Origin of the sequence: Kitasatospora sp. NPDC048286, assembly GCF_043201735.1 — a bacterium.
In the GTDB taxonomy this organism is placed as follows: Bacteria; Actinomycetota; Actinomycetes; order Streptomycetales; family Streptomycetaceae; genus Kitasatospora.
Genome location: NZ_JBICZE010000023.1, coordinates 28,769 through 55,736, shown reverse-complemented (window position 1 = coordinate 55,736; position 26,968 = coordinate 28,769). Strand labels below are relative to the sequence as shown.

24 protein-coding genes and 1 pseudogene are annotated in these 26,968 nt (G+C 73.1%); 24 read left to right on the top strand and 1 reads right to left on the bottom strand.

From position 1 onward, the window contains the following. Positions 1 to 281 precede the first annotated feature (281 nt). From ACGF13_RS37285 to ftsH, 6 genes are all read left to right on the top strand, one after another. Complete coding sequence (locus ACGF13_RS37285) at positions 282 to 1,670, top strand: ammonium transporter (RefSeq protein ID WP_392883815.1); 1,389 nt, start codon at positions 282 to 284, stop codon at positions 1,668 to 1,670. After that, on the top strand, positions 1,667 to 2,005 hold the full coding sequence (locus tag ACGF13_RS37280) for a P-II family nitrogen regulator (RefSeq protein ID WP_392883814.1): 339 nt from the start codon (positions 1,667 to 1,669) through the stop codon (positions 2,003 to 2,005). Before ACGF13_RS37285 ends, ACGF13_RS37280 begins: the two co-directional genes overlap by 4 nt. A 157-nt stretch (positions 2,006 to 2,162) precedes the next feature. Beyond that, complete coding sequence (locus tag ACGF13_RS37275; RefSeq protein WP_392883812.1) at positions 2,163 to 4,625, top strand: [protein-PII] uridylyltransferase; 2,463 nt, start codon at positions 2,163 to 2,165, stop codon at positions 4,623 to 4,625. A 178-nt stretch (positions 4,626 to 4,803) separates the two neighbouring features. Continuing rightward, positions 4,804 to 6,369: a signal recognition particle protein gene (gene ffh / locus ACGF13_RS37270; RefSeq protein ID WP_392883810.1), complete on the top strand. Its 1,566-nt coding sequence runs from the start codon at positions 4,804 to 4,806 to the stop codon at positions 6,367 to 6,369. Between the two features lie 86 nt (positions 6,370 to 6,455). Beyond that, on the top strand, positions 6,456 to 6,980 hold the full coding sequence (locus ACGF13_RS37265; protein ID WP_392883808.1) for a GNAT family N-acetyltransferase: 525 nt from the start codon (positions 6,456 to 6,458) through the stop codon (positions 6,978 to 6,980). A gap of 92 nt (positions 6,981 to 7,072) precedes the next feature. After that, the gene (ftsH, locus tag ACGF13_RS37260; protein WP_392883807.1) at positions 7,073 to 9,106 is read left to right on the top strand and encodes an ATP-dependent zinc metalloprotease FtsH; all 2,034 of its coding nucleotides are present in this window, start codon (positions 7,073 to 7,075) and stop codon (positions 9,104 to 9,106) included. Between the two features lie 144 nt (positions 9,107 to 9,250). On the opposite strand, the gene ACGF13_RS37255 is transcribed toward ftsH, so the two are convergent. Beyond that, complete coding sequence (locus ACGF13_RS37255; protein ID WP_392883806.1) at positions 9,251 to 10,075, bottom strand: SAM-dependent methyltransferase; 825 nt, start codon at positions 10,073 to 10,075, stop codon at positions 9,251 to 9,253. A 189-nt stretch (positions 10,076 to 10,264) separates the two neighbouring features. On the opposite strand from ACGF13_RS37255, the gene proS reads away from it, so the two are divergent. The 18 genes and pseudogenes from proS (at position 10,265) to ACGF13_RS37165 (ending at position 26,848) form a co-directional block, all read left to right on the top strand. Further along, positions 10,265 to 11,677, top strand: coding sequence for a proline--tRNA ligase (gene proS, locus ACGF13_RS37250; RefSeq protein ID WP_392883805.1), 1,413 nt, complete (start codon positions 10,265 to 10,267; stop codon positions 11,675 to 11,677). A gap of 535 nt (positions 11,678 to 12,212) precedes the next feature. After that, positions 12,213 to 12,791 carry a hypothetical protein gene (locus ACGF13_RS37245; protein WP_359822362.1) on the top strand — a complete coding sequence of 193 codons (579 nt, stop codon included), beginning with the start codon at positions 12,213 to 12,215 and terminating at the stop codon, positions 12,789 to 12,791. Between the two features lie 354 nt (positions 12,792 to 13,145). Then, the gene (rpsP, locus tag ACGF13_RS37240; RefSeq protein ID WP_097236094.1) at positions 13,146 to 13,574 is read left to right on the top strand and encodes a 30S ribosomal protein S16; all 429 of its coding nucleotides are present in this window, start codon (positions 13,146 to 13,148) and stop codon (positions 13,572 to 13,574) included. A 2-nt stretch (positions 13,575 to 13,576) separates the two neighbouring features. Next, on the top strand, positions 13,577 to 13,816 hold the full coding sequence (locus ACGF13_RS37235) for an RNA-binding protein (protein WP_030056773.1): 240 nt from the start codon (positions 13,577 to 13,579) through the stop codon (positions 13,814 to 13,816). Positions 13,817 to 13,985: 169 nt separating this feature from the next. Continuing rightward, positions 13,986 to 14,567, top strand: coding sequence for a ribosome maturation factor RimM (gene rimM, locus ACGF13_RS37230; protein WP_392883804.1), 582 nt, complete (start codon positions 13,986 to 13,988; stop codon positions 14,565 to 14,567). Between the two features lie 101 nt (positions 14,568 to 14,668). Then, positions 14,669 to 15,487, top strand: coding sequence for a tRNA (guanosine(37)-N1)-methyltransferase TrmD (gene trmD / locus ACGF13_RS37225; protein WP_392883869.1), 819 nt, complete (start codon positions 14,669 to 14,671; stop codon positions 15,485 to 15,487). 154 nt (positions 15,488 to 15,641) lie between these two features. Continuing rightward, positions 15,642 to 15,992: a 50S ribosomal protein L19 gene (rplS, locus tag ACGF13_RS37220; protein ID WP_030306736.1), complete on the top strand. Its 351-nt coding sequence runs from the start codon at positions 15,642 to 15,644 to the stop codon at positions 15,990 to 15,992. Positions 15,993 to 16,070: 78 nt separating this feature from the next. Continuing rightward, positions 16,071 to 17,036 (top strand): signal peptidase I, encoded by a 966-nt coding sequence (gene lepB / locus ACGF13_RS37215; RefSeq protein WP_392883802.1) that lies wholly within the window; start codon positions 16,071 to 16,073, stop codon positions 17,034 to 17,036. 193 nt (positions 17,037 to 17,229) lie between these two features. After that, positions 17,230 to 18,009, top strand: coding sequence for a signal peptidase I (lepB, locus tag ACGF13_RS37210; RefSeq protein WP_392883801.1), 780 nt, complete (start codon positions 17,230 to 17,232; stop codon positions 18,007 to 18,009). Between the two features lie 243 nt (positions 18,010 to 18,252). Further along, on the top strand, positions 18,253 to 19,251 hold the full coding sequence (gene lepB, locus ACGF13_RS37205) for a signal peptidase I (RefSeq protein ID WP_392883799.1): 999 nt from the start codon (positions 18,253 to 18,255) through the stop codon (positions 19,249 to 19,251). Positions 19,252 to 19,411: 160 nt separating this feature from the next. After that, positions 19,412 to 20,164, top strand: coding sequence for a signal peptidase I (lepB, locus tag ACGF13_RS37200; RefSeq protein ID WP_392883798.1), 753 nt, complete (start codon positions 19,412 to 19,414; stop codon positions 20,162 to 20,164). Positions 20,165 to 20,276: 112 nt separating this feature from the next. Next, a complete protein-coding gene (locus ACGF13_RS37195) occupies positions 20,277 to 20,750 on the top strand; it encodes an NUDIX domain-containing protein (RefSeq protein WP_392883797.1) in 474 nt (157 codons plus the stop codon). Positions 20,751 to 20,805: 55 nt separating this feature from the next. After that, on the top strand, positions 20,806 to 21,132 hold the full coding sequence (locus ACGF13_RS37190; protein ID WP_030056781.1) for a DUF2469 domain-containing protein: 327 nt from the start codon (positions 20,806 to 20,808) through the stop codon (positions 21,130 to 21,132). A 225-nt stretch (positions 21,133 to 21,357) separates the two neighbouring features. Next, the gene (locus tag ACGF13_RS37185) at positions 21,358 to 21,822 is read left to right on the top strand and encodes a YraN family protein (RefSeq protein ID WP_392883868.1); all 465 of its coding nucleotides are present in this window, start codon (positions 21,358 to 21,360) and stop codon (positions 21,820 to 21,822) included. Position 21,823: 1 nt separating this feature from the next. Further along, positions 21,824 to 23,539, top strand: coding sequence for a YifB family Mg chelatase-like AAA ATPase (locus ACGF13_RS37180; RefSeq protein WP_392883796.1), 1,716 nt, complete (start codon positions 21,824 to 21,826; stop codon positions 23,537 to 23,539). Further along, the gene (gene dprA / locus ACGF13_RS37175; protein WP_392883795.1) at positions 23,536 to 24,732 is read left to right on the top strand and encodes a DNA-processing protein DprA; all 1,197 of its coding nucleotides are present in this window, start codon (positions 23,536 to 23,538) and stop codon (positions 24,730 to 24,732) included. The genes ACGF13_RS37180 and dprA overlap by 4 nt, the downstream gene beginning before the upstream one ends. Before the next feature lie 595 nt (positions 24,733 to 25,327). After that, positions 25,328 to 26,124 (top strand): annotated as a pseudogene (whiG, locus tag ACGF13_RS37170) (RNA polymerase sigma factor WhiG). Between the two features lie 139 nt (positions 26,125 to 26,263). Next, positions 26,264 to 26,848: a TetR/AcrR family transcriptional regulator gene (locus ACGF13_RS37165; RefSeq protein WP_392883867.1), complete on the top strand. Its 585-nt coding sequence runs from the start codon at positions 26,264 to 26,266 to the stop codon at positions 26,846 to 26,848. Positions 26,849 to 26,968: the final 120 nt, after the last annotated feature.

Genomic DNA, 26,968 nt, shown 5'->3' with positions numbered 1-26,968 from the left:
CGACCGTGGCGGCCGCCGCCGCCACGGTCGGTGGCATGTCCGGAGTCCGGCGGTGCGGCCGTCCGCGTGGCGGTTCGGGCCGGGCGGGCGGTGGTTCAGGCCGGGCGGGGCCGCGGTTCACGCAGCCGTAACCCGCGCGTCGCACGTGTCACGGCGGTGAAACAACCGGCCACACCGGCCGAAACCCGCCTTCGACACGCTCGTCCCGACGCCGACGCCCCGGGTGGCACCACGGGACGGATCCCCGGGTGCGGATCGGCCTGGACGCAGAGGAGACGCCGATGCCGGACGGCTTCAGTGCGGGCGACACCGCCTTCGTACTCATCAGTGCCGCCCTGGTCATGCTGATGACCCCGGGGCTGGCCTTCTTCTACGGGGGGATGGTCAGGGCCAAGAGCACGCTGAACATGCTGGCGATGAGCTTCCTCTCGCTCGGCATCGTCAGCGTGCTGTGGGTCCTCTACGGCTACTCGCTCAGCTTCGGGTCCGACTCCTTCGCCGGTCTGATCGGAAACCTGGACCACCTCGGGATGCGCGGCCTCGGCCTCGACCAGCTGGCCGGCTCCATCCCGGTCACCGCCTTCGCGCTCTTCCAGCTGATGTTCGCGGTCATCACCCCGGCGCTGATCAGCGGCGCCGTGGCGGACCGGGCGAGATTCGCCGCCTGGGGGCTGTTCATCGCGCTCTGGGTGACCGTCGTCTACTTCCCGGTCGCGCACTGGGTGTTCTTCTTCGACGGCGGCCACGGCGGCTGGCTGGGAGACCGCAACGGCGTGATCGACTTCGCCGGCGGGACCGCCGTGCACATCAACGCGGGCGTCGCCGGGCTCGCCCTCTGTCTGGTGCTGGGCAAGCGGATCGGCTTCCGGAAGGACCCGATGCGCCCGCACAGCCTGCCGCTGGTGATGCTCGGCTCCGGACTGCTCTGGTTCGGCTGGTTCGGCTTCAACGCGGGCTCGGCGCTGGCCGCCAACGGCGTCGCCGCGATGGCGATGGTCAACACCCAGGTCGCCACCGGCGCGGCGCTGGTCGGCTGGCTGGTCTACGAGAGGTTCAGGCACGGCGCGTTCACCACGTTGGGTGCCGCCTCCGGAGCGGTGGCCGGGCTGGTCGCGATCACCCCGGCCTGCGGCTCGGTCAGCCCGCTCGGGGCGGTGGCGATCGGGCTGGTCGCGGGCGCGGTCTGCTGCGCCGCCGTCTCGCTGAAGTACCGCTGGGGCTTCGACGACTCGCTCGACGTGGTGGGCGTGCACGCGGTCGGCGGCGCGGTCGGTTCGCTGCTGGTCGGCCTGTTCGCCACCGGCGGGGTCGGCCAGGGCGTCAAGGGCCTGTTCTACGGGGGCGGGATCGGGCAGCTCGGCAAGCAGGCGATGGGCGTGGCGGTGGTCGCGGCGTACTCCTTCGTGCTGTCCTGGCTGCTGGCCAAGGCGGTGGACCGGCTGATCGGCTTCCGGGTCGCCGCGGACGTCGAGGTGGCCGGCATCGACCGGGCCGAACACGCCGAGTCCGCCTACGATTTCAGCGCCGTGGGGGCGGGCCTGGCCCGGGCCCTGCCGGGCCTGGCCGTCGCTGCCGCGAAGCCCGTCGCCGAACGGTCCGCCGCCGCGGAGCCCGACCCGGAGCCCGCGGCGAAGTCCGCCGAGAAGAAGACCGAGGTCGACGCCCGATGAAGCTCATCACCGCCGTGATCAAGCCGTACCGACTGGACGAGGTGAAGGCCGCCCTGCAGGCCTTCGGGGTGCACGGCCTGACCGTCACCGAGGCCAGCGGCTACGGCCGCCAGCGCGGCCACACCGAGGTGTACCGGGGGGCCGAGTACACCGTGGACCTGGTACCGAAGGTCAGGATCGAGGTCCTGACCGAGGACGAGGACGCCGAGGACCTGATCGAGGTCCTGGTGAACGCCGCCAGGACCGGGAAGATCGGCGACGGCAAGGTGTGGAGCGTCCCGGTCGACACCGCCGTACGGGTCCGCACCGGCGAGCGCGGGCCGGACGCCCTGTAGCCCGACCGCGCACCGGCGGGCCCTTCGCCAGGGGAGGGTCCGCCCGACGGCGCACCGGCGTCCCCCGGCCGGTCGAACGGCTCGTCCTCGGGTCGGAGCGGCGGTACGGGGCTCACCGGTGCGACGGTCCACCAGCACGACGGACGGGACTCCGCGCATGACCACCGAGACCAGCCCCTCCGACCCCTGTGACCCGGCGGGGCACGCCGCCGCCCGGGCCGCGCTGCTCGCCGGCCCCGGGCCGGTCGGCCGCCCCCGCCGGCGGGCGCTCGCCCGGCTCACCGACGACTGGCTGGCCGGGCTGCTCGCCGCCGCCGGCGCCCCGCCCGGCGTCGCGCTGGTCGCGGTCGGCGGGTACGGGCGCGGCGAGCTCTCCCCGCGCAGCGACCTGGACGTCCTGCTGCTGCACTCCGGCCCGATCGCCCGGGAGCTGCCCGAGCGGATCTGGTACCCGGTCTGGGACGCGGGCGCCCGGCTCGACCACGCGGTGCGCACGGTGGCCGAGGCCCGCTCGGTCGCCGCCGCCGACCTCAAGGCCCAGCTCGGTCTGCTGGACGCCCGCCACCTCGCCGGGGACCGGGCGCTCACCGACGCGCTGCGCTCCGCGGTGCTCACCGACTGGCGCGCGAGCGCCCCCGCACGCCTGCCCGAGCTGCGCGAGCTGGCCCGCGCGCGGGCCGAACGGCAGGGTGAGCTGGCCTTCCTGCTGGAACCCGACCTCAAGGAGGCCCGCGGCGGCCTGCGCGACGTCGTGGTGCTGGACGCGATCGCCGCCACCTGGCTCGCCGACGCGCCCCGGGACGGCCTGGACGCCGCCGCACTGTGGCTGGCCGACGTGCGCGACGCCCTGCACCTGGCCACCGGCCGGGCCACCGACCGGCTGAGCCTCCAGGACCAGGACCAGGTCGCCGAGCGGCTCGGGGTGCTGGACGCCGACACCCTGCTGCGCCGGGTCTACGAGGCGGCCCGCACCATCGCGTACGCGGGCGACGTCACCTGGCGGGCGGTGGACCGGGTGCTGGCGGCCCGCGCCGGCCGCGGTCGGCGGGTGCGCCGTCCGGGCATCCCGTTCGTCGGCCCCGGCCGCGGCGCCGGAGGGCAGGTCCACGGCGCCGGAGGGCGGGCCCGGGGCGCGGTCGAGCGGCGTCCGCTCGCCGAGGGCGTGGTCGAGCAGGACGGCGAGGCGGTACTCGCCCAGGGCGCCCGGCCGGCCGCCGACCCGGTGCTGCCGCTGCGCGCCGCGGCCGCCGCCGCGCAGAACGGGCTGACCGTCTCGTACGCCACGGTGCGCCGGCTGGCCGCCGAGTGCCGCCCGCTGCCGGTGCCCTGGCCGGACGAGGCGCGCGAGCAGCTGGTCACCCTGCTGGGCGCGGGGGAGGCGGCCGTCCCGGTGTGGGAGGCGCTGGAGGCGGAGGGGCTGGTCCGGCGGCTGCTGCCGGACTGGGAGCGGGTGCGCTGCCGTCCGCAGCGCAACGCCGTGCACCGCTGGACGGTGGACCGGCACCTGGTGGAGACGGCGGTGCGGGCCGCCGCGATGACCCGCCGGGTGGCCCGGCCGGACCTGCTGCTGGTCGCCGCGCTGCTGCACGACATCGGCAAGGGCTGGCCGGGGGACCACTGCGAGGCCGGCGAGGTGATCGTCCGCGACCTCGGCCCCCGGATGGGCTTCGGCCCCGAGGACACCGAGACGCTGGCGGTGCTGGTCCGCCACCACCTGACCCTGGTGGACACCGCGACCCGGCGCGACCCGGACGACCCGGCGACCGTCGAGGCGATCACCAAGGTGGTCACCACCCGGGCCGAGCTGGAGCTGTTGCGCGCGCTCACCGAGGCGGACGCGCTGGCCACCGGCCCCGTCGCGTGGAGCGCCTGGCGGGCCTCGCTGGTGGACGGCCTGGTGGCCCGGGTGGCGGACCGGCTGGCCGGGGCGGGCGCCCCGCCGGTGGAGCCGGCGCCGACCGCCGAGCAGGAGCGGCTCGTGGTGGAGGCCGCCAGGACGGGGCAGCCCGCGCTGTCGCTGCGGGCCCGGTCCGAGGGGGCGGCGCCGGGCGCCGAGCCGATGGGCGTCGAGCTGGACCTGGCGGTCCCGGACCGTCCCGGGCTGCTCGGCACCGCCGCCGGGGTGCTCGCGCTGCACCGGCTGGCCGTCCGCTCGGCCGGGCTGCGCGAGCTGGACCCGGTGGGCGCAGGGCCGGTGCTGCTGCTGTCCTGGCGGGTGGCGGCCCAGTACGGCGAGCTGCCGGAGGCGGCCCGGCTGCGGGCCGACCTGCGCCGGGCACTGGACGGCTCGCTGGACGTCGCCCGCCGGCTCGCCGAGCGGGACGCCGCGGCCCCGCGCCGCCGGGGCATCCCCACCCCACCGCCGCTGGTCGCGGTGGCGCCCGCGGTGGCCTCGGCGACCGCGACCGTGCTGGAGGTCCGCGCGCACGACGCCCCCGGGCTGCTGCACCGGATCGGCCGGGCACTGGACGGGGCGGGTGTGCGGGTGCGCACCGCGCACGTCTCCACGCTGGGCGCGGAGGCCGTCGACTCGTTCTACCTGACCGACGGGGACGGCCGGCCGCTGACCGCCCGGCGGGCCGGCGAGGCGGCGGCGGCGGTCCGGGCCGCGCTGGGCTGAGCGCTCGGCGTGGCGTGGCGGGCCCCGCAGGGGAAGGTCGGGGGGAGGCCGGACGGCGAGGTCGGCCGGGGTGCGGGCGGGCGTTCCGACCGGGGGTGGAGACCGTACCCGGGGCGGCCGGATACCCTGGGGGGCGACGACCGTACCGATACCGATGCCGTAGAGGACCCGCGACGACGTGTTCGACACCCTTTCCGATCGCCTCGCAGCGACGTTCAAGAACCTCCGGGGCAAGGGCCGCCTGAGCGAGGCGGACATCGACGCCACCGCCCGCGAGATCCGCATCGCGCTGCTGGAGGCGGACGTCGCGCTGCCGGTCGTCCGGGCCTTCATCAAGCAGGTCAAGGAGCGGGCGCTCGGTGCCGAGGTCTCCGGCGCGCTGAACCCGGCGCAGCAGATCATCAAGATCGTCAACGAGGAGCTCATCGCGATCCTCGGCGGCGAGACCCGCCGGGTGCGGTTCGCCAAGAGCGGCCCGACGGTGATCATGCTCGCCGGTCTCCAGGGTGCCGGTAAGACCACCCTCGCGGGCAAGCTCGGCCACTGGCTGAAGAAGCAGAAGCACACCCCGCTGCTGGTCGCCTGCGACCTCCAGCGCCCCAACGCGGTCAACCAGCTCCAGGTGGTCGCCGAGCGCGCCGACGTGGCCTTCTACGGCCCGCAGCCGGGCAACGGCGTCGGCGACCCGGTGCAGGTGGCCAAGGACTCGATCGAGTACGCCAAGCAGAAGCAGTACGACGTCGTCATCGTCGACACCGCCGGCCGCCTGGGCATCGACGCCGAGCTGATGCAGCAGGCCGCCGACATCCGCGCCGCGGTGAACCCGGACGAGGTCCTGTTCGTCGTCGACGCGATGATCGGCCAGGACGCGGTCACCACCGCGCAGGCCTTCCTCGACGGCGTCGACTTCACCGGCGTGGTGCTCTCCAAGCTCGACGGCGACGCCCGCGGCGGTGCCGCCCTGTCGGTCGCGCACGTCACCGGCCGGCAGATCATGTTCGCCTCCAACGGCGAGAAGGTCGACGACTTCGACGCCTTCCACCCGGACCGGATGGCCTCGCGCATCCTCGGCATGGGTGACGTCCTCTCGCTGATCGAGAAGGCCGAGCAGACCTTCTCGCAGGCCGAGGCGGAGAAGATCGCCGCCAAGCTGCGCGGCGGCCCGAAGCAGTTCACCCTGGACGACTTCCTGTCCCAGCTGGAGCAGGTCCAGAAGATGGGCTCGATCTCCAAGCTGCTCGGCATGCTGCCGGGCATGGGCCAGATCCGGGACCAGATCAACAACATCGACGACAAGGACGTCAACCGGGTCGGCGCGATCATCAAGTCGATGACCCCGGCCGAGCGCGCCGAGCCGGAGCTGATCAACGGCTCCCGCCGGGCCCGCATCGCCAAGGGCTCCGGCGTCCAGGTCGGCGAGGTGAAGAACCTGGTCGAGCGGTTCTTCGAGGCCCGCAAGATGATGTCCGCGATGGCCTCCGGCAAGGGGATGCCGGGCATGCCGGGCATCCCCGGCATGGGCGGCGGCGCGAAGAAGTCCGGCAAGAAGGCCCCGCAGGCCAAGGGCAAGCGCAAGAGCGGCAACCCGCTGAAGCGCGCGCAGGAGGAGGCCGCGGCCGCCGAGCGCCGCGCGCTCGGCCCGGGCGCCGGCCAGGGTCCGGCGGACGGCGGCGCGTTCGGCCTCGGCGCGGGCAAGGGCCCGGCCGACTTCGAGCTGCCCAAGGAGTTCAAGGACATGCTGTAGTCCTTGATCGACTCTGATCGACTCTGATCGGCCCGTCGTCCGGTGTTTCCGGGCGGCGGGCCGATCGCGTGTCCGATGATGGGGTCATGCGAGTGATGATCAGGGCCCCGAGGGCCGAGGACACGGCCGTTTACGCCGACGCGGTCCGGCGGTCCGCCGAACACATCGGCCGGTGGAACCCGGTCGAGCCGGACGGACTGCCCGACCTGCTGAAGCGCCAGGGCTCCGGGCTGCGGACCTTCCTGATCCTCGACCGGGAGACCGGCGGACTGGTCGGCAAGGTGAACGTCGCCAACATCGTGATGAGCCGGTTCTGCAACGCCACGCTGGGCTACGACTCGTACCTGCCGTTCAACGGCACCGGGCGGATGACCGAGGGCATGCGGCTGGTCCTGGACCGCTGCTTCGCCCCGCGGTCGTCCGACGGGCTGGGCCTGCACCGGCTGGAGATCAACGTCCAGCCGGACAACGAGCGCTCGATCGCGATGGCCAAGCGGCTGGGCTTCCGGCACGAGGGCTTCTCCCCGCGGATGCTGTTCCTCCAGGGGGACTGGCGCGACCACGAGCGGTTCGCGCTGACCGCCGAGGAGTGGCCGGGCACGACGGCATAACCGCTGGTGGGAGCGGCCGGCGCGGCCGTACGGCGGCTCGGGCGCGGCGTTGCGATTGGCTCGCCCGAGCACCTGTCCGTATTGTCCGATGGGTGACCGAACCCGTGCCGCCACGTCAGACTCCCGACCAGCCCTGGCGCTCGGAGGGCGCCCCGCCCCCGCCGCCCAAGCGCCGGATGCCCGGCGGCTGGGTGGGGCTCGCCCTCACCGCCCTCGTGGTGTTCCTGATCTCCGACCTGCTGTTGTCCTTCTTCGGCCCCGCCGGGTCCACCACGATCTCGTACACCGAGTTCAACAACCAGCTGAACAAGGGCAACATCACCAAGATCTACGCCAAGGGCGACGCGATCGAGGGCACCCTCAAGACCGCCCAGCCCAAGCCGGACGGCGGCAAGGGCGACTACACCGAGTTCGACACCCAACGGCCCTCCTTCGCGGGCGACAACCTCTGGAGCACCCTGCAGCAGAAGGGCGTCGAGGTCACCGCCACCTCGCCGGTCCAGCAGCGCAGCTTCCTCACCAACCTGCTGCTCTCGCTCGCCCCGATGCTGCTGCTGATCTTCATCTGGGTGATGCTCGCCCGCCGGATGGCCGGCGGACTCGGCGGCGGACCGCTCGGCCGCAAGGCCCCGCCCAAGCCGGTCACCGCCGAGCAGGGCAAGCGCACCACCTTCGCCGACGTGGCCGGCATCGACGAGGTCGAGGCCGAACTCACGGAGGTCGTCGACTACTTGAAGAACCCCGAGCGGTACCGCAGGCTCGGTGCCAAGATGCCGCGCGGCGTGCTGCTGAGCGGCCCGCCCGGAACCGGCAAGACCCTGCTGGCCCGGGCGGTGGCCGGCGAGGCGAACGTGCCATTCTTCTCCGCCTCCGCCTCCGAGTTCATCGAGATGATCGTCGGCGTCGGCGCCAGCCGGGTCCGCGAGCTGTTCGCCGAGGCCCGCAAGGTCGCCCCGGCGATCATCTTCATCGACGAGATCGACACCATCGGCCGCCAGCGCGGCGCCGGCGGCGGCATGGGCGGGCACGACGAGCGCGAGCAGACGCTCAACCAGATCCTCACCGAGATGGACGGCTTCACCGGCTCCGAGGGCGTCATCGTGATCGCCGCGACCAACCGGGCGGACGTGCTCGACCCGGCGCTGCTGCGCCCCGGCCGCTTCGACCGGCGGATCACCGTCAGCCCGCCCGACCGGGAGGGCCGGGCGGCGATCCTGCGCATCCACAGCCGCAGCGTCCCGCTGGCCGGCGGCACCGACCTCAGCCGGCTGGCCAAGGTCACGCCGGGGATGACCGGCGCCGAGCTCGCCAACCTGGTCAACGAGGCCGCGCTGCTGGCCGTCAAGCGCAAGCAGGACGCGGTCAACGAGCGGGACCTCTCGGACGCCCTGGAGAAGGTCCAGCTCGGTGCGGTGCGGCCGCTGGTGATGCCGCAGGAGGAGCGCGAGCGGACGGCGTACCACGAGAGCGGGCACGCGCTGCTGGGCATGCTCCAGCCCGGCGCGGACCCGGTCCGCAAGATCACCATCGTGCCGCGCGGCCGGGCGCTCGGCGTCACCCTCTCCACCCCGGAGGACGACCGCTACTCGTACACCGAGCCCTACCTGCGCGGCCGGATCATCGGCGCGCTCGGCGGCATGGCGGCCGAGCAGGTGGTCTACGGGGTGATCACCACCGGCGCGGAGAGCGACCTGGAGCAGGTCACCAACATCGCCCGCGGGATGGCCGGGCGCTGGGGGATGAGCGAGCGGGTCGGCCGGCTCACCGCCGTGCCCTCCGACCCGCAGGGCGCGTACGGGCTCTCCGCCGCGCCGACCACCCTGGACGCGGTGGACGAGGAGGCCCGGCGGATCGTCTCCGAGTGCTACGACGACGCGCTGCGGATCCTGACCGAGCAGCGGCACCGGCTGGACGCGCTGGCGGCTGCGCTGCTGGAGGCGGAGACGCTGGACGAGGCGGAGGCGTACCGGGCGGCGGGAGTGCCGCGGGGGGCGTCGGCGGAGGGCTCCGGAGGGGCCGAGGGGTCCGGTGGGGCCGGCGGCTCTGACGGGGCCGGTGGCTCCGACGGCTCCGATGGCTCCGATGGGTCCGATGGGTCCGACGGGAAGTCGATCGACCGGGCGTGAAGCCGGGAATCGGGGGCGTGCGCCATGGTGGCGGGCGCCCCCGATTTCGTGTTTCCCGGTCCCTTTCCCCGTCCCTTTCCCTGCCTCCTGCCCCGCCTCTTGCCCCGTCCCTGTCCCCGCTCTGCCCGGCGATCCCCGCTCTGCCTAGCGCGGCCGCTCGGCGACCAGGTAGCGGAACAGGTTCTCCATCCGCACCGAGCCGTCCGCGCGCAGGTACGGCTGGAGCACCTCCTCCAGCTCCTTGGCCACCAGCGAGGCGCCGGAGAACTCCTCGGCCGGCTCGAACAGGCCGGTGGAGAGCAGCCCTCGCACCGCGCTGTCGAGGTCGGCGTAGGCGAACGGGCAGCTCACCCGGCCGCTGCCGGCCGGACGCAGCCCGGCCGGGGCGAGCAGGTCCTCCAGGGCGCCGGGCGCGCTCAGCTCGAACGGGTCGCGCGCGGTGGTCCGACCCGCCATCCGCCGGGCCACGTCCAGCACCGGGGCGCTCTCGCAGCGCTCCGGCGGCCCCCAGGCGGCCAGCACCACGTGCCCGCCCGGGAGGGTGAGCCGGGCGGCCTCGGCCACCACCGGGCCGGGCTCGGCGGCGCCGGGCAACTGCTCGAAAACCGTCACCAGCGAATGGGCCGGGTGGGGGACGGCGGATGGTGTCCGGGCCCCCGCGCACACCCGCAGCCGACGGGCGCGGGCCAGCTCGCGCAGCTCGTCCCGCGGCTCCTGACCGGCGACCTGGGCGCCCCGGCCGACCGCGAGCAGAAGGGCCAGTCCGGACCGGCAGCCCAGGCCCAGCACGCTGCTCGCCGGGCCGACCTCCAACCGGTCGTAGACCGCCTCGTAGAGCGGCACCAGCATGCGCTCCTGGATCTCCGCCCAGTCGCGCGCCCGCGTGGGGCGCGCCGCCCCGGTCCGCGGGTGGTGCGGGCGTGCGCCCGTCGGTCGTGCGGTCGTGCCGGTCGTCCGCGCTGAAGCCATGGCGGCCTCCCATCCGGTCCTTCGGTGTGCTGCTACGGCTCCCCCAAAGTCCCGCCCCACACCAGCGAACAGCGGGTCGGGCCCGGCGTCCAGAGGGGTGCAGGGTGGTGCGCGCGTGTCACGGTGGTGCGCCCCCGTCCGGTGATACCGATTCGAAACCGGGGCCCCGGGCCCCGTACCATTCGCCCCATGGCTAAGGCACCCGTTCTCACCCCTCAGGCGGAAGACTTCCCGCGCTGGTACCAGGACCTCATCAACAAGGCCGAGCTGGCCGACAACGGTCCGGTGCGCGGCACCATGGTCATCCGACCGTACGGCTACGGCCTGTGGGAGCGGATGCAGCAGGAGATGGACGCGCGGATCAAGAAGGCCGGCGCGCAGAACGCCTACTTCCCGATGTTCATCCCGCAGTCCTACCTGACCAAGGAGGCCGAGCACGTCGAGGGCTTCGCCCCCGAGCTCGCGGTGGTCACCCACGGCGGCGGCAAGCAGCTGGAGGAGCCGGTCGTCGTCCGGCCGACCTCCGAGACGATCATCAACGAGTACTTCTCGAAGTGGGTGCAGAGCCACCGCGACCTGCCGCTGCTGATCAACCAGTGGGCCAACGTGGTCCGCTGGGAGCTGCGTCCGCGCGTCTTCCTGCGCACCACCGAGTTCCTCTGGCAGGAGGGCCACACCGCCCACGCCACCTACGAGGACGCCCGTGACTACGCGTCGATGATCCACACCCAGGTCTACGGCGACTTCATGACCAACGTGCTCGGCATCGACGTCGTGCTCGGCCGCAAGACCGCCAAGGAGCGCTTCGCCGGCGCCATCAACACCCTCACCCTCGAGGGCATGATGGGCGACGGCAAGGCCCTCCAGATGGGCACCAGCCACGAGCTGGGCCAGAACTTCGCCAAGGCGTTCAACACCACCTACCAGCTGCAGGGCGCCGAGCGCGAGCACGTCTGGCAGACCTCCTGGGGCGTCTCGACCCGCATGGTCGGCGGCCTGATCATGTCCCACGGCGACGACAACGGCCTGCGGGTGCCCCCGCGCCTGGCCGCCGTCCAGGCCGTCGTCCTCGCGATCAAGGGCGACGACGCGGTCATCGCCAAGGTCCGCGAGATCGGCGCCCAGCTGGAGGCCGCCGGCATCCGGGTCGTGGTCGACGACCGCACCGACACCCCGTTCGGCCGCCGCGCCGTCGACTGGGAGCTCAAGGGCGTCCCGCTGCGCATCGAGGTCGGCCCGCGCGACCTGGAGAACGGCACCGCGATGCTGGCCCGCCGCATCCCGGGCGGCAAGGAGCCGGTCTCCATCGACGCCCTGGCCACGCTGCTCCCGGGCGTGCTGGAGGAGGACCAGGCGCTGCTGCTGCGCCAGTCCCGCGAGCGCCGCGAGTCCCGCACGGTCGACGTCAAGACCATCGACGAGGCCATCGAGGCCGCCGCGACCGGCTGGGGCCGGATCTCCTGGGCCGACCTCGGCGCGGAGGGCGAGGCCAAGCTGGCCGAGCAGGGCGTCACGGTCCGCTGCATCGTTGCCGCCGACGGTTCGGTGCCGCAGACGGACGACCAGGAAGGCAACGTCGCGATCGTCGCCCGGGCGTACTGACATCCGTTCGGTGTCCGGCGGACGGCAGACGGCGTTCGGCGGACGGTGTTCGATGTCCGGTGGGTGGCCTTCGGCGGATGGCCTTCGGTGGACGGTGTTCGGTGGACGGCGGATGTCGCTTCGATGTCCGCCGGACGTCCGTCCTCCGCGGGTATTGACCGGCAGCGGCGACATTTGCCCGGAATGCGGATGGGTAAGAATCCGGTAACTGTTCCGGTGTGTCCGCGCGGTGGACATCCCTACTGGCCGGTCAACTCCCGGTATTAACGGAATAGCGGTACGGTGTACGGCCCGTGGCCCTGTCAATCCGGCAGGCCCACGGGCCGTACGTCCTGGGTGGCGACAGCCCGCCCCCCGGACGGAATTCACCAGGCCCGTCGGCGTTGCGACGGGCCGAAACCGGCAGGGGGTTGGTCTTGCGTCAGATCCGGAACGCGCAATTCGCGCGCGGCCTCGCATTCCTGGGAGTTCCCTGTGAATTCCCCGGGAACGGGAACATGCGGAACATCGGCTCGCACTCCATCGTTGGTCTAGCGTGAGCACGACACAGCCCCTCGTTCTCGCGGCCGAACTGGCCGCCGCCTGGAGCGACATCCAGGCCTACCACCAGGACCTTCCCGACCTCGCCTCGCCCGAGGCGCTGATCGGGGAGTCCTCCTCGGCCTGTGGGACGCGGCTCGGTTTCGAGCGCCTCCTCCACGAGGCTGCCCATGGTCTGGCCGCGGCCCGGGACATCCGGGACACCTCGCGGGCCGGCCGCTACCACAACCGGCGCTTCCTGATGCTCGCTTCCGAGCTGGGCCTGGCGCACCCGGTCGAGCCGCACGCGAGCAGCGGCTTCTCCCAGGTGACCATGCTCAAGGAGACCCAGGAGCGGTACGCCGACACCATCGAGCGCCTGGACCGTGCCCTCGGGGCGCACCAGGAGGCGGTGGCCGGCGACGGCGCGACGCGCGCCTTCCGCGGCCCGGCGGCCCGGCACGGCTCCTCCGGGGGCGGCGTGCGGGTCAAGGCGGTCTGCGGCTGCGGGCGCAATGTCCGGGTCGTTCCGTCGGTGCTCGCGCAGGCGTCCATCGTCTGCGGTGCGTGCCAGCAGCCGTTCAAGATCGCCTGAGCGGTCGACGCCCCGGCGGGCTGCTGTGCGGGCAGCGGTCCGGCCGGAATGCCGGAGTGCGGCAGCGAGCCGCACTGCGGTGAAGTGAGCACTGCGGAAGTGAGCGGTGCAGCAGGACAGTGGTGATGTCTTCGGGCCGGACCGGGAGCGGGGGCTCCCGGTCGAGCCCTGACCGGGCGCCCGGCCCGCGTACAGGCGGTTCTCGCCGATGTGGCAGAATGGACAGCTGAGTACTCGGCAGCCGAGCAGGACCCCTCTCTCCTACGGCTGGCGTGTCCCTTGAACGGTCCGCCGCGCAACCCCACGCGCTGGCGAGCCCGCTCACCCACGTCAACACCAGGAGAATCCACTCCCGTGGCAGTCAAGATCAAGCTGAAGCGTCTCGGCAAGATTCGCTCCCCGCACTACCGCATCGTCGTCGCCGACTCCCGCACCAAGCGTGACGGCCGCGCGATCGAGGAGATCGGCATCTACCAGCCGACCTACAACCCCTCGAAGATCGAGGTCGACAGCGACCGCGCCCAGTACTGGCTGTCCGTCGGCGCCCAGCCGACCGAGCCGGTGCTCGCCATCCTGAAGCTGACCGGCGACTGGCAGAAGTTCAAGGGCCTGCCGGCTCCGGCGCCGCTGAAGGTCGCCGAGCCGAAGGTCGAGGACTTCTCGCACCTGTTCGCCAAGGCCGTCGCCGGCTTCGAGGACGCCACCACCGGCGTCGCCATCACCCCGAAGGCCAAGAAGTCGGACAAGGCCGAGGCCGAGGCCGACGCCGCCGCCGAGGCCTGATCGTGATCGAGGACGCCCTCGACCACCTGGTGAAGGGCATCGTCGAGCACCCCGACGAGGTGCAGGTGCGCTCGCGCAACCTGCGTCGGGGTAACACCATCGAGGTGCGGGTGCACCCCGATGACCTCGGCAAGGTGATCGGCCGGGGCGGCCGTACGGCGCGCGCGCTGCGCACCGTGGTCGGCGCCCTCGGCGGTCGCAACGTCCGGGTCGACCTGGTCGACGTGGACAACATTCGCTGACGCTGCTGCTCGTTCAGCCGTCAGGGCTTGTGAGGCCGACCGGGACGCATGTCGTCCCGGTCGGCCTTTCGCATTTCCATCCGCTTATCCGTCGCATCGCCGCTTCGCGGCACCGCTTCGCAGCCCGTCGCTTTCGTTTCGGCTCAGGAACTCCAGGAGAACGATCACCGTGCAGCTCGTCGTCGGCAGGATCGGCCGTGCCCACGGCATCAGGGGGGACGTCAGTGTCGAGGTCCGCACCGACGAGCCGGAACTCCGGCTCGGCCCCGGTGCCGTCGTGCTCACCGACCCCGCGTCGGTCGGACCGCTGACCGTCGAGTCCGGCCGGGTGCACAGCGGCCGGCTGCTGCTGCGCTTCGCCGGCGTCAAGGACCGCAACGCGGCCGAGGCCCTCCGCGGCACCGTGCTCATCTCCGAGGTCGACCCGGAGGAGAGCCCCGAGGACCCGGAGGAGTACTACGACCACCAGCTGGTCGGCCTGGACGTGGTGCTGCTCGACGGCACCCTGGTCGGTGAGCTGACCGAGGTCGTCCACCTGCCCTACCAGGACCTGCTCACGGTGAAGAAGGCCGACGGCACGGAGGTGCTGGTGCCCTTCGTCAGCCAGATCGTGCCGACCGTCGACCTGGAGAACCAGCGTGCCGTGATCACCCCGCCGCCCGGGCTGATCGACCCGGAGCAGGCCGAGGTCGCGGGGACCTCCTCGGTCGAGCGCACCGAGGGTTCCGAGGACGCGGAGGAGTCGGAGTGACCGTCGAGGAGCGTGCCGGGTCGGGGGCCGAGGCGGTCGACAGCGCCGTGTCCGGCACTGTCGTGTCCGACGCTGCCGTCTCCGGTGCGGTGCAGAGCGGTATGAGGATCGACGTCGTCACGATCTTCCCCGAGTACCTGGAGCCGCTGGACATCTCGCTGGTCGGCAAGGCCCGCGCCCGCGGCCAGCTGGACGTGCACGTCCACGACCTGCGCGGGTGGACCCACGACGTGCACCGCACGGTCGACGACAGTCCGTACGGTGGCGGCCCCGGCATGGTGATGAAGCCCGAGCCGTGGGGCGAGGCGCTGGACGCGGTGGTCGCCGCCGGCCCCGAGGGGCAGGTGCCCACGCTGGTCGTGCCGACCCCGAGCGGGCGCCCGTTCACCCAGGAGCTCGCCCAGGAGCTGGCAGGCCGCCCCTGGCTGGCCTTCACCCCCGCCCGGTACGAGGGCATCGACCGCCGGGTGATCGAGGAGGCGGCCACCCGGATGCCGGTGGTCGAGGCCTCGATCGGCGACTACGTGCTGGCCGGCGGCGAGGTCGCCGTGCTGGTGATGGTCGAGGCGATCGCCAGGCTGCTGCCCGGCGTTCTCGGCAACGCCGAGTCCCACCGCGACGACTCCTTCGCGCCGGGCGCGATGGCCGATCTGCTGGAGGGCCCGGTCTACACCAAGCCCGCCGAGTGGCGCGGCCGGACCGTCCCGGACGTGCTGCTCAGCGGCAACCACGGCAAGATCGCCCGCTGGCGCCGCGAGCAGGCCTTCGCCCGGACCCTGGCGAACCGCCCCGACCTGGTCGAGCGCTGGCAGTACGGCGCCTTCGACAAGAAGGAGCGCGAGGCGCTGAGCATCCTCGGCCTGGCCTGGGACGAGCGGCTCGGCCGATTTCGGTCCGCGGCCGGTGATGTGGAAGAATAGGCCGCTGCTGTCTGTCGCTGGTTCCCTTCCGTAGGGGGCACGTGGACCGGCGCCCCCGCCACGGGGGGATCGTCGTCAGCCGATGCGGCCCGCAGCAGACCCCATTGTGACGACTTTCCGTGGGCGGCCCGTGGCGCCTGCGATGGAGAGCAACATGAGCAACAAGCTCGCTGCTGTCGACGCGGCCTCGCTGCGTAGCGACATTCCGGCCTTCCGCGCCGGTGACACCCTGAAGGTTCACGTCCGGGTCATCGAGGGCAACCGCTCCCGTGTCCAGGTCTTCCAGGGCGTCGTCATCCGCCGCCACGGCGCCGGTATCGGTGAGACCTTCACCGTTCGCAAGGTCAGCTTCAACGTCGGCGTGGAGCGCACCTTCCCGGTGCACACCCCGGTCGTCGAGAAGATCGAGGTCGTGACCCGCGGTGCGGTTCGCCGCGCCAAGCTGTACTACCTGCGTGACCTCCGCGGCAAGGCCGCGAAGATCAAGGAGAAGCGCGACCGCTGATCCACCGGCCCCCGGCCTCGCCGGGGGATCGGAACGCTCCGAGGGGGCCGAACGGCCGCAAGGTAAGCTCACCCCCCGATGAGCACGCACGAACCATCCGCGGACCGCGACGGCAGTCCCGCACCCACCGGTGCGGACTCGCTGTCGCGGTCCGCGGTCGTTTTCGGGGGCGGGCCTGAGCACGCCGAGGTGCCGGAACAGGCCGAGGGCCAGGAGCGGGCCGAGGGCTCCGGCGACAGTGGCCCCGGCGGCGAGGGCGCCGATGGTGCCGGCAGTGCCGATGGCGCCGATGGCAGTGATGGTGGCGACGGGGGTGATGACGGTGGTGGCTCCGGTGACGACGACTCGGAGCAGGCGGAGGAGCCAGGGCACTCGCGCTCGCGGGACCTGCTGCTGTTGGTCGGGATCTGTCTGGCGGCCCTGCTGCTGGTGAACGCCTTCGTCGCGCGCCCGTTCTCGGTGCCCTCCGGGTCGATGGAGGAGACCCTGCGCCCGGGCGACCGGCTGGTCGCGAACCAGCTCGCCTACGCCTTCGGCGGCCACCCCCAGCGGGGCGACGTCGTGGTCTTCGACGGGACGGGCTCCTTCCTGCGTGGGTCGGCCGCGCCGTCCGGCTTCTGGGACGGCCTGCACTCCCTCGCCCAGGACCTCGGACTGGCCCCGGCCGGGGACACCGTCTACGTCAAGCGCGTGATCGGGGTCGGCGGGGACCGGGTGACCAGCACCGGCCCGGGCGCGCCGATCACCGTCAACGGCGTGCCGATCGACGAGACCTCCTACCTCTCCCCGGGCGACGACCCGTCGAGCGTGGCCTTCGACGTCATCGTGCCGGCCGGCAAGCTCTGGGTGATGGGTGACCACCGCAGCGCCTCCCGGGACTCGCGCGACCACCTCGGCGAGCCCGGCGGCGGCTTCGTGCCCGAGAAGAAGGTGATCGGACGTGCGGACTGGGTGGTCTACCCGATCTCGCGCTGGACCGGCCTGGACCGGCCCGCGGCCTTCGCCGTGACTGCGGGAACGGGCGGTCATGGGGACCAGAGGTAGGGGGCGGCTCGCCGACCGCCCCGCGGCCGGGGGACCGGGGGACGGGGAGTCGACGGCCGGCGGGGCGACGGCCGGGGGACCGGGGGAGGACGCAGCGGCGGGCCGTGGGCCGATCGGGGCCGCGCCGGCGCGTGGTCGGGCCGAGCGCCGGCGCAGTGCCCGCAAGGCGGCCCGCCGGCGCAGGCGCTCGCTGGTGCTCGAGGCGCCGCTGATCGTCCTGGTCGCCCTGCTGGTGGCGCTGGTGATGAAGACCTTCCTGGTCCAGGTGTTCGTGATCCCCTCCGGCTCGATGGAACAGACCATCCTGATCGGGGACCGGGTACTGGTGGACAAGCTGACCCCCTGGTTCGGCAGTGAGCCGCAACGCGGCGACATCATGGTGTTCAAGGACCCGGGCGGCTGGCTGGAGCACGACCGCAAGCCGTCCGAGGACGGCCCGGTGCTGGGCGCGGCCAAGCGGGTGCTGACCTTCGTCGGGCTGCTGCCCTCCGACGACGAGCAGGACCTGATCAAGCGGGTGATCGGCGTCGGCGGCGACACCGTCGAGTGCTGCGACGCCCAGGGGCGCCTCACCGTCAACGGCCGTCCGGTGGAGGAGCCCTACCTCGCGCCCGGCAATCCGCCGTCCCGGCAGACCTTCAGGATCCAGGTGCCGGAGGGGCGGTTGTGGGTCATGGGCGACCACCGGGACGTCTCCGCCGACTCCCGTTTCCACATGGGCAATCCGGGACAGGGGACGATCCCGCTGAGCGGCGTGGTCGGTCGCGCGTTCGTGGTCGCCTGGCCGCTGGACCGCTTCCATCAACTCGATACGCCGAGTTCACTCTCCTCTCTCGCCCGGATGCCGCAGGCCGGCGGAACTGCCGCGGAATCGGTGGGCGTTGGGCCGGTTCCTGTGGAACCCCCGCTCGTTATGGGTGTGTTGGGCATCCTTCCGCTCGTCGTTCGTCGGTCCGGGCGGCCTCCGGAGTGAGCCGCGCAGGCCGCCGACCGGACGGGCCTCGCGTGTGGGACCGCGAGCCGGATGCCTTGGAGTGATAGAGAAGTGCAGGTGCGGCCGGGAGTGGTCCGGGCCGTCGGCCGAGGCTGTGCTGGTGTCAGGGGCGTCCGCCGTGGGCAAGCCCTGAGGCGTTCATGGTCGTGGTGAGCGTGGTGCCCGCTGTGCGGCACTCTGAGCGCGGGCGCACGGGCGTCCGCACAGCAGGGAGGAGACGTTGTGGGGGATTTGGTGATCGGCGCCCGATCAGGCGCCGGAGAGCCCGAGGGCTCGGGCCGTCGGGCGGACCGGTCCGCCGAGTCCGCGGCCTCGGCCGAGGCCTCGGCGGCGCAGACCGCCGACGGTCAGGGCGGCTCCGGGCCGGAGGACGCCCCGGACTCCCCGCATGCGGGTGCCGAGCCCGCGGACGGGTCGGAGTCGGAGGCTCCGGCCGATCCGCGCAAGCAGCGCTCGTTCTGGAAGGAACTGCCGATCCTGATCGGCATCGCGCTGATCCTCGCGCTGGTGATCAAGACCTTCTTCGTCCAGGCGTTCTCCATTCCGTCGGAATCGATGCAGAACACGCTGCAGGTCGGCGACCGTGTCCTGGTGGACAAGCTGACCCCGTGGTTCGGGGCCGAACCCGAGCGCGGCGAGGTCGTGGTGTTCCACGACCCGGGCGGCTGGCTGAACGACGAGCCGACCCAGCAGAGCAGCAACTCCTTCGTCCGCGGTGTCCAGGACGTGCTCAGTTTCGTCGGCCTGATGCCCTCCGCCAACGAGAAGGACCTGATCAAGCGGGTCATCGCGGTCGGCGGTGACACCGTCGAGTGCGAGGCCGACGGGCCGGTGACGGTCAACGGCGTCGCGCTCAACGAGCCGTACGTCTACCCGGGCAACACCCCGTGCGGTGACCACCCCTTCGGCCCGGTCCAGGTGCCCAAGGACCGGATCTGGGTGATGGGCGACCACCGCGCCAACTCGCTGGACTCCCGCTTCCACATGGACCAGCCGGGCGGCGGCACCGTCCCGGTGAACAACGTGATCGGGCGTGCCTTCGTGGTGGCCTGGCCGATCAGCCACTGGTCGACGCTGCCGGTGCCGGACACCTTCGACCAGACGGGCCTGGCGGCGGCCGCGCCGATGGCGCCGCCCGTGGCCGGTGCGGTGGGGGCCGTCGCCCTGCTCCCGCTGGTGCGTCGGGTGCGGGGCCGGGCGGAGCGCCGCCGGGAGTCCTGAGCTCCACCGGATCCCGACCCACCGGGTTGGCCCCGGCTCTTGCGCGGGCCGTGGTACCGACGAGTAATCTGCTCGGACGTGCCACGGCCCGTCGGCTTTTCCGCCCGTGCCTCCGGCGTGCCAGTGGTGTTCTCCGGTCGGCCAGAGGTGGACGGTGTCGATGAGCAGTGTCGTGGAGCAGACGGCCGACCACCCGACCGCGCCCGCCTGTGTGCGCCGCCGGCCCGCCGCGGTGCTGCAGGGCGTCGCGCTGGCGCTCGGACTGGTGCTGATGGTCGGCGGTTTCGCCCTGATCGCGATCGACTACCGGCCGTACAACATCCCCACCGCCTCGATGCACCCGACGCTGCGTGCCGGTGACACCGTGCTCGCCCGCAAGGTCGGCGGCGGCGACATCGGGCGGGGCGACGTGGTGGTGTTCAGGGACCAGGCCTGGGGCGGCGAGCTCATGGTCAAGCGGGTGGTCGCGGTCGGCGGGGACACCGTCGCCACCACCGGAGCCGACTACCGGCTGACGGTCAACGGGCAGCCGGTGGACGAGCCCTACCTCGCGACCCAGGGCCACCAGGGCGCCACGTTCAGCGTGACGGTGCCCCAGGGCCGGCTGTTCCTGCTCGGCGACAACCGGGTGGGCTCGCTCGACTCCCGTACCCACCTGGAGGTCGACGGCGGGACCGTCCCGGCCGACGCCGTCGAAGCCAGGGTCGAGGCCACCGCGCTGCCGTTCGGCCGGATGGGCCTGCTCGGTAGGGTCACCGACTTCGACGGCTTCACGGGCCCGAAGGCCGCGCGGCCCGGTCCGCTGGAACCTCTCGTCTACGCAACCCTCGCGGGCGCGGCGCTGATCCTCGTGACCTCGGCGGTGGGCGGGGTGGCCGGCCTGGCCCGCCGGTTCCGGGGGCGCAGCTCCTGAGCGGGGCCGTCGCCCGGTGGGCCGCTCTGCCGAACATCGCCCCGGACGGCCGCGTCGGGTGGCAGGATCGGTAGCGCCACCGATGCGAACGGAAGGAGCGTGGAGCGCCGCCATGACAGCACGGCGTCGCAGGGCGGCGCGGATCCTGCTGCTCGACGGGCAGGACCGCATCCTCCTCTTCCTGGGGGCCGACCCGGCCGCCCCGGAGGAGACGTGGTGGTTCACGCCCGGGGGCGGCTTGGAGGCGGGCGAGGGCGTGCGCGAGGCCGCCGAGCGGGAGCTCGCCGAGGAGACCGGCCTGCGGGGTGTGGACCTGGGGCCCTTGGTGGCGTACGGCACGGTGTCGTTCTCCTTTCGGGGACAGCGTTACGAGCAGGAACAGTGGTTCCACCTGGCCCGGACCGCGGAGACGGGGCTGGACCACTCGGGCGTGGGCGCGGACGAGCACGCCCAGCTGCTCGCGGCCCGCTGGTGGACGGTCGAGGAACTGAGGGGAACCGCCGAGACGGTCTATCCGGTCGGTCTGGCGGACTTCCTGGAGCGGCTGCTGGCCGAGGGCCCGCCGGTGGAACCGGTACGGCTCTGACCGTGGGTGCGGTGGTCCACAATGGGTGGACGTGACAAGTTGAGGGGACGCCTGGATGAGTGCCGAAGATCTCGAGAAGTACGAGACCGAGATGGAGCTCAAGCTCTACCGGGAGTACCGGGACGTCGTCGGCCTGTTCAAGTACGTGATCGAGACCGAGCGACGGTTCTACCTCACCAACGACTACGAGTTGCAGGTGCACTCGGTCCAGGGCGAGGTGTTCTTCGAGGTGTCGATGGCGGATGCGTGGGTCTGGGACATGTACCGGCCGGCCCGGTTCGTCCGCAAGGTCCGGGTGCTGACCTTCAAGGACGTGAACATCGAGGAACTCGCGAAGAGCGATCTGGAGCTGCCCTCGGACGAGTCCGGCTTCGGGAACTGACGTTGAACGACTCCGTCCCGCGTTGTCCAGCCGAATTTCGCGGGAACGGGGCTTCTCACCCCTGAGGGTGACAAAAGTTGTCCACAGGCCCGAGTTATCCACAGGGAACGGGAATTCCCGGGCCTCGTCGTGCGCGTTGGTGCAGCCTCCTCGGCGGAGGTGGTCACCATGCAGCACACCGTCGTGCAGGACCAGCAGCACCAGCAGGACCAGGCCGTACCGGACATGGCCGCAGCCGGGAAGGCCCCGCGGGCGGTCCCGGACCGCACCACCAAGAACGGGCTCGGCCGCTACGGGGAGCGGGTCGCCGCCCGCCGGCTCGCGGAGGCCGGGCTCCGCATCCTGGACCTCAACTGGCGCTGCGTCGAGGGCGAGCTGGACATCGTCGCCCTCGACGGCGACACCGTGGCGGTCTGCGAGGTGAAGACCCGCTCCGAGCGGGGTTTCCAGCAGCCCACCGAGGCCATCGACCGGACCAAGGCCGCCCGGCTGCAACGCCTGGCCGAGCGCTGGATGGCCGAGCGTTGGCCCGGTCACTTCGCCGAGCTGGCCGGGCCCGGCTACGACCCGGGGCCCACCGATCCGCAGTGGCCGCCCGCCCCACCGGGCGGGGTGCGGATCGACCTGGTCGCGGTGGTCAACCGGGCGCGGGGTGCGGCCCTGGTCGACCACCTGCGGGGGGTGGTCTGAGATGGCCTTCGCCCGCACCTGTTCCGTCGCGCTGGTCGGCGTCGACGGAGTGATCGTCGAGGTCCAGGCCGATCTGGAGCCCGGGGTGGCCGCGTTCGCCCTGGTCGGCCTGCCCGACAAGGCGCTCACCGAAGCCCGCGACCGGGTCCGAGCCGCGGTCGTGAACAGCGGCGAGGCCTGGCCGCAGCGCAAACTGACGGTCGGACTCAGCCCCGCCTCGGTGCCCAAGAGCGGCAGCGGCTTCGACCTCGCGGTGGCCTGCGCCGTGCTGGCCGCCGCCGAACGGCTCGACCCCTCCACCATCGCCGACCTGCTGATCATCGGCGAGCTGGGGCTGGACGGCCGGGTGCGGCCGGTCAGAGGGGTGCTGCCCTCGGTGCTGGCCGCCGCCGACGCCGGGTACGAGCGGGTCGTGGTCGCCGAGCAGACCGCGCCCGAGGCCTCGCTCGTCCCCGGGGTGACGGTGATCGGCGTCCGCAGTCTGCGCCAGCTCGTCGCCAACCTGACCGGCGTGGCGGCACCGGAGGAGCCGCCCGATCCGATCGGAGGCCGACCGGATCCGCTGATGGCCGGGCTGATGCTGCCCTGCGCGGGAGTGCGGGGCCTGCCCGACGACCGGGCGGCCCGGCTCGACATGGCCGACGTGGCCGGCCAGTACGAGGCCCGGCGGGCCCTGGAGATCGCCGCCGCCGGAGGACACCACCTCTACTTGAAGGGCCCACCGGGCGCGGGCAAGACGATGCTGGCGGAGCGGTTGCCCGCGCTGCTCCCGCCGCTGACCCAGAAGGAGGCGTTGGAGGTCACCGCCGTCCACTCGGTGGCGGGGCTGCTCCCGGTCGGGCGTCCGCTGATCGACACCGCGCCCTACTGCGCCCCGCACCACTCCACGACGATGCCGGCCATCGTCGGCGGCGGCAGCGGCCTGCCGAGACCCGGCGCGGTCTCGCTGGCCCACCGGGGCGTGCTCTTCCTGGACGAGGCGCCGGAGTTCCCGGTCCGGGTGCTCGACGCGCTGCGCCAGCCGCTGGAGTCGGGCGAGGTGGTGATCGCCCGCTCGGCCGGATCGCTGCGGCTCCCGGCGCGCTTCCTGCTCTGCCTGGCGGCCAACCCCTGTCCGTGCGGTCGGTACTCGCGGCGGGGTGAGGGCTGCGAGTGCACCCCTGCCATGGTCAGCCGCTACCAGGGGCGACTGTCCGGGCCGCTGCTGGACCGGGTCGACCTCCAGGTCCAGGTGGCCCCGGTGACGCGGGTCGAGCTGATGGAGCGGGACGCCACGGCGGAGACCACCGAGACCGTCGCGGCCCGGGTGCTGGCCGCGCGGGAGCGGGCGGCGGCCCGGCTGGCGAGCACCCCGTGGCGGACGAACGCGGAGGTGCCGGGCCACGAGCTGCGCACCCGCTGGCAGCTCGCGGGCGGCGCGCTCAACGACGCCGCGCGGCAGTTGGAGCGGGGGCTGCTGACCGCCCGGGGCCTGGACCGGGTGCTCCGGGTCGCCTGGACGGTCGCCGACCTCGCCGGACGCGACCGGCCGGACCAGCGGGACGTGCGTAGCGCCCTCGTCCTGCGCACCGGGGTGGAGCACGGACTGCCGCTGACCGAGCGGGTCCTCGGCCGGCTCGGCGGAATCCCGGCGCGGCGCGGCAGCCCGGAAGAGGGCCGGCCCGCGAAGCCGGGGGCGCCTGACGGACATCCGCGGAACCAGGAGGGTGAGGCATGAACCAGTTGCTCAGGCAACCGCGAATTCCCGGCGCGGCCGAGGCCGAGGTCGGTGCCGCGGCCAACGTCGAGCCGGAGCCCGAGCGCCTCGCCCGGGTGCTGCTGGGCCGGCTCAGCGAACCGGGCGACGCGGTGGTCGGCCGGTGGCTCGGCCAACTCCCCGCCGTCGATGTGGTGAAGGCGATCCGGGGCGGGACGGTGCCCGACCACCCCGCGCTGGACGCCACCCGGCTGGCCGGGTACCAGGCGCGGCTCCCCGGCCTGGACCCGCAGATGGACCTGAAACGGGTACGCGACGTCGGCGGACGGTTCATCATTCCGGGGGACACGGAGTGGCCCAGCCAGCTCGACGACCTGGGTGACGGACGTCCGATCGGACTCTGGGTGACGGGCACCGGCTCGCTGCGGCTGCTCGCACTCCGGTCCGTCGCGCTGGTGGGCTCCCGCGCCTGCACCGCCTACGGCGCCCACGTCGCGGGGGAGCTGTCGGCCCAACTGGCCGAACGAGGCTGGGTGGTGGTCTCCGGAGCCGCCTACGGGATCGACGCCGCCGCGCACCGAGGGGCACTCGCGGTCGGCGGGATGACCGCCGCCGTGCTCGCCTGCGGTGTCGACGTCGCCTATCCCAAGGGCAATGCCGAACTGATCCGGCGGATCGGCGTCCAGGGTCTGCTGGTCAGCGAACTGCCGCCCGGGGAGCATCCGAACCGCTTCCGCTTCGTCCTCCGCAACAGGGTCATCGCGGCGCTCACCCGGGGAACGGTGGTGGTCGAAGCGGCGGTGCGCAGCGGCGCCCTGAGCACGGCCAGACGGGCGCGGGACCTCAACCGCCACACCATGGGTGTCGCGGGCCCGGTGACTTCGGAGCTCTCCGCCGGGGTGCACGCCCTGATCCGCAGCGGCGCTGCCACCCTGGTCACCGACGCGGCCGAGATCATGGAGCTGATCGGGGCGATCGGGGAGGACCTGGCGCCGCAGCGCAGCGGCCCGGTGCTCCCGCGCGACCTGCTGGAACCGGCGGTGGCCCGGGTGCTGGAAGCCGTACCCGCGACGGCGGAGGGGGCGCCGGTCGAGCGGCTGGCCCGGCAGTCCGGCCTCCCGCCGGACGAAGTCCTCCAACGGCTCTACGAGTTGGGCTCGCTCGGCTACGTGGAGCGGCACGGCGCGCACTGGCGCGTGGTGCGGAGGAGGTGAGCGTCGGAACGGAGAACGCGCCCGCGCCGAGGGCACGCACGTCGGACCGTCCGGCTGCCTGGCACTCCGGTTCCTCTGTTCGCAGGATCGATCCGGTGTGCGACGGCCACCGGATCGGGGGACGACCGAGTGGCGGTAGCGCTTCGCAGTGAGTCGGTCACGCTACGCTCCACATGCCTTCCCTATCAGCACATGACTCGGCAGAACGGCGCAGACCAACGCATGCCCACACACATTCCCGGACACAGAGTGACCGGTGGCGCTCGGTCCTCGGGGGGGCCGCGAACCGAGCGGCGCCCCGTGCCCGACTTCCCGTCCAAGTCGGCGGGGACGATGGGAGGCCTGTCGCGCCAGGGCGGCCGGCCGACGGTGGTGCCCCAGCCGGCGGATGCGGCCCGGGGTGCAGAGCCGGTCCAAGGCGCCGACGCGACCGGTCCCGCCGGCGCGCCCGTCGGGGCGCCCGCCGGCGCACCCCCCGGCGCGGCCGTGGCCGGTGCGCCCCGGCCGCCCGGCAGTGCGCCGGTCCGGTCCGCTGCCGTCCAGGTGTTCGCCTCGCCGGTGTCCCCGCTCCGCCGGGAGCGGGTGGAGGGCGGCGATCAGGGGCAGGACGCCCGGGAGGCCGCGGCCCAGGGCCGCACCGCGCTCGAAGAGCTCTGGCGCTCCTACAAGGAGACCGGTGACCAGCGGCTGCGCGAGCAGCTGATCCTGCACTACTCACCACTCGTCAAGTACGTGGCCGGCCGGGTCGGGGTCGGGCTGCCCTCCAACGTCGAACAGGCGGACTTCGTCTCCTCCGGGGTCTTCGGGCTGATCGACGCGATCGAGAAGTTCGACATCGATCGCGCCATCAAGTTCGAGACCTACGCGATCAGCCGCATCCGCGGCGCGATCATCGACGAGCTGCGGGCCCTGGACTGGATCCCGCGTTCGGTGCGGCAGAAGGCGAAGGCGGTCGAGCGGACGTACGCGACGCTGGAGGCCCGGCTGCGCCGGACGCCGCACGATCCCGAGGTCGCGGCCGAGATGGGCATCGCGATCGAGGACCTCCACGCCATCTTCAGCCAGCTGTCGCTGGCCAACGTGGTGGCGCTGGACGAGCTGCTCCACCCGGTGGGGGAGGGCGGCGACCGGCTGAGCCTGATGGACACCCTGGAGGACCACGGCGCCGACAACCCGGTCGAGGTGGCCGAGGACCGCGAGCTGCGCCGGCTGCTGGCCCAGGCGGTCAACACCCTCCCCGAGCGGGAGAAGACGGTGGTGACGCTCTACTACTACGAGGGCCTCACCCTCGCCGAGATCGGACAGGTGCTGGGGGTGACGGAGAGTCGGGTGAGCCAGATCCACACCAAGTCCGTCCTCCAGCTGCGCGCCAAGCTGTCGGACATCCGATAGGGCGTCGGCAGTCGGGCGTCCGCCGTCGGTCACGGGTGGCCGGTCGCCGGGCCCGCGCCTCCTCCTGATGCGCGGCGCCGTATCGGTCGGAGGTAGGGCTCCGTAGAGTGGGAGCGTGCCGAAGATCCGAGCGGCCACGGTGGCCGAGCATCGCCAGCTCCAGCGGGCAGCCCTTCTTGATGCTGCCCGCGTCCTGCTTGCCGAGGGTGGCATGGAGGCCCTGACCTTCCCCGCGCTCGCGGCGCGCACCGGGCTGGCGCGCTCCTCGGTCTACGAGTACTTCCGGTCCCGCGCCGCCGTGGTCGAGGCGCTCTGCGAGGTGGACCTCCCGCTCTGGGCGGCCGAGATCGAGGCCGGGATGGAGAGCTGCGACACCGCCGTCGAGCGGATCGAGGCCTACGTCCGGGGCCAGCTGGCGCTCGCCGCCGACCCCCGGCACCGGGCGGTGGTGGCGATCTCGGCGCTGGAGCTCGACGAGGCCGCGCGGGAGCGGATCAGGTCGGCGCACGGCAGGCTGGCCGGTCTGGTCGGCCGGACCCTGGAGGACCTCGGCCACGAGCAGCCCCGGCTCGCCGCGGCCCTGGTGCAGGGTGTGGTGGAGGCGGCGACCCGCAGGGCCGAGCAGGCCGCGGCAGGGGGCCGCACCGGCTGTGCCGTCGAGAGCCCCGAGGAGATCGCCGATGCCGCGGTCGCGATGGTGCTGCACGGGCTCGCCCGGCCCTGAGCCGACCCGGCCGGCTCCGCCCGCAGTCCGGGCTCCGCCCTCGTCCTTGCCCTCACCCCCCTCGCCCTCGCCGTCGCCGTCGCCGTCGCCGTCGCCCTACACTCGCGTCCTTCGCCGACG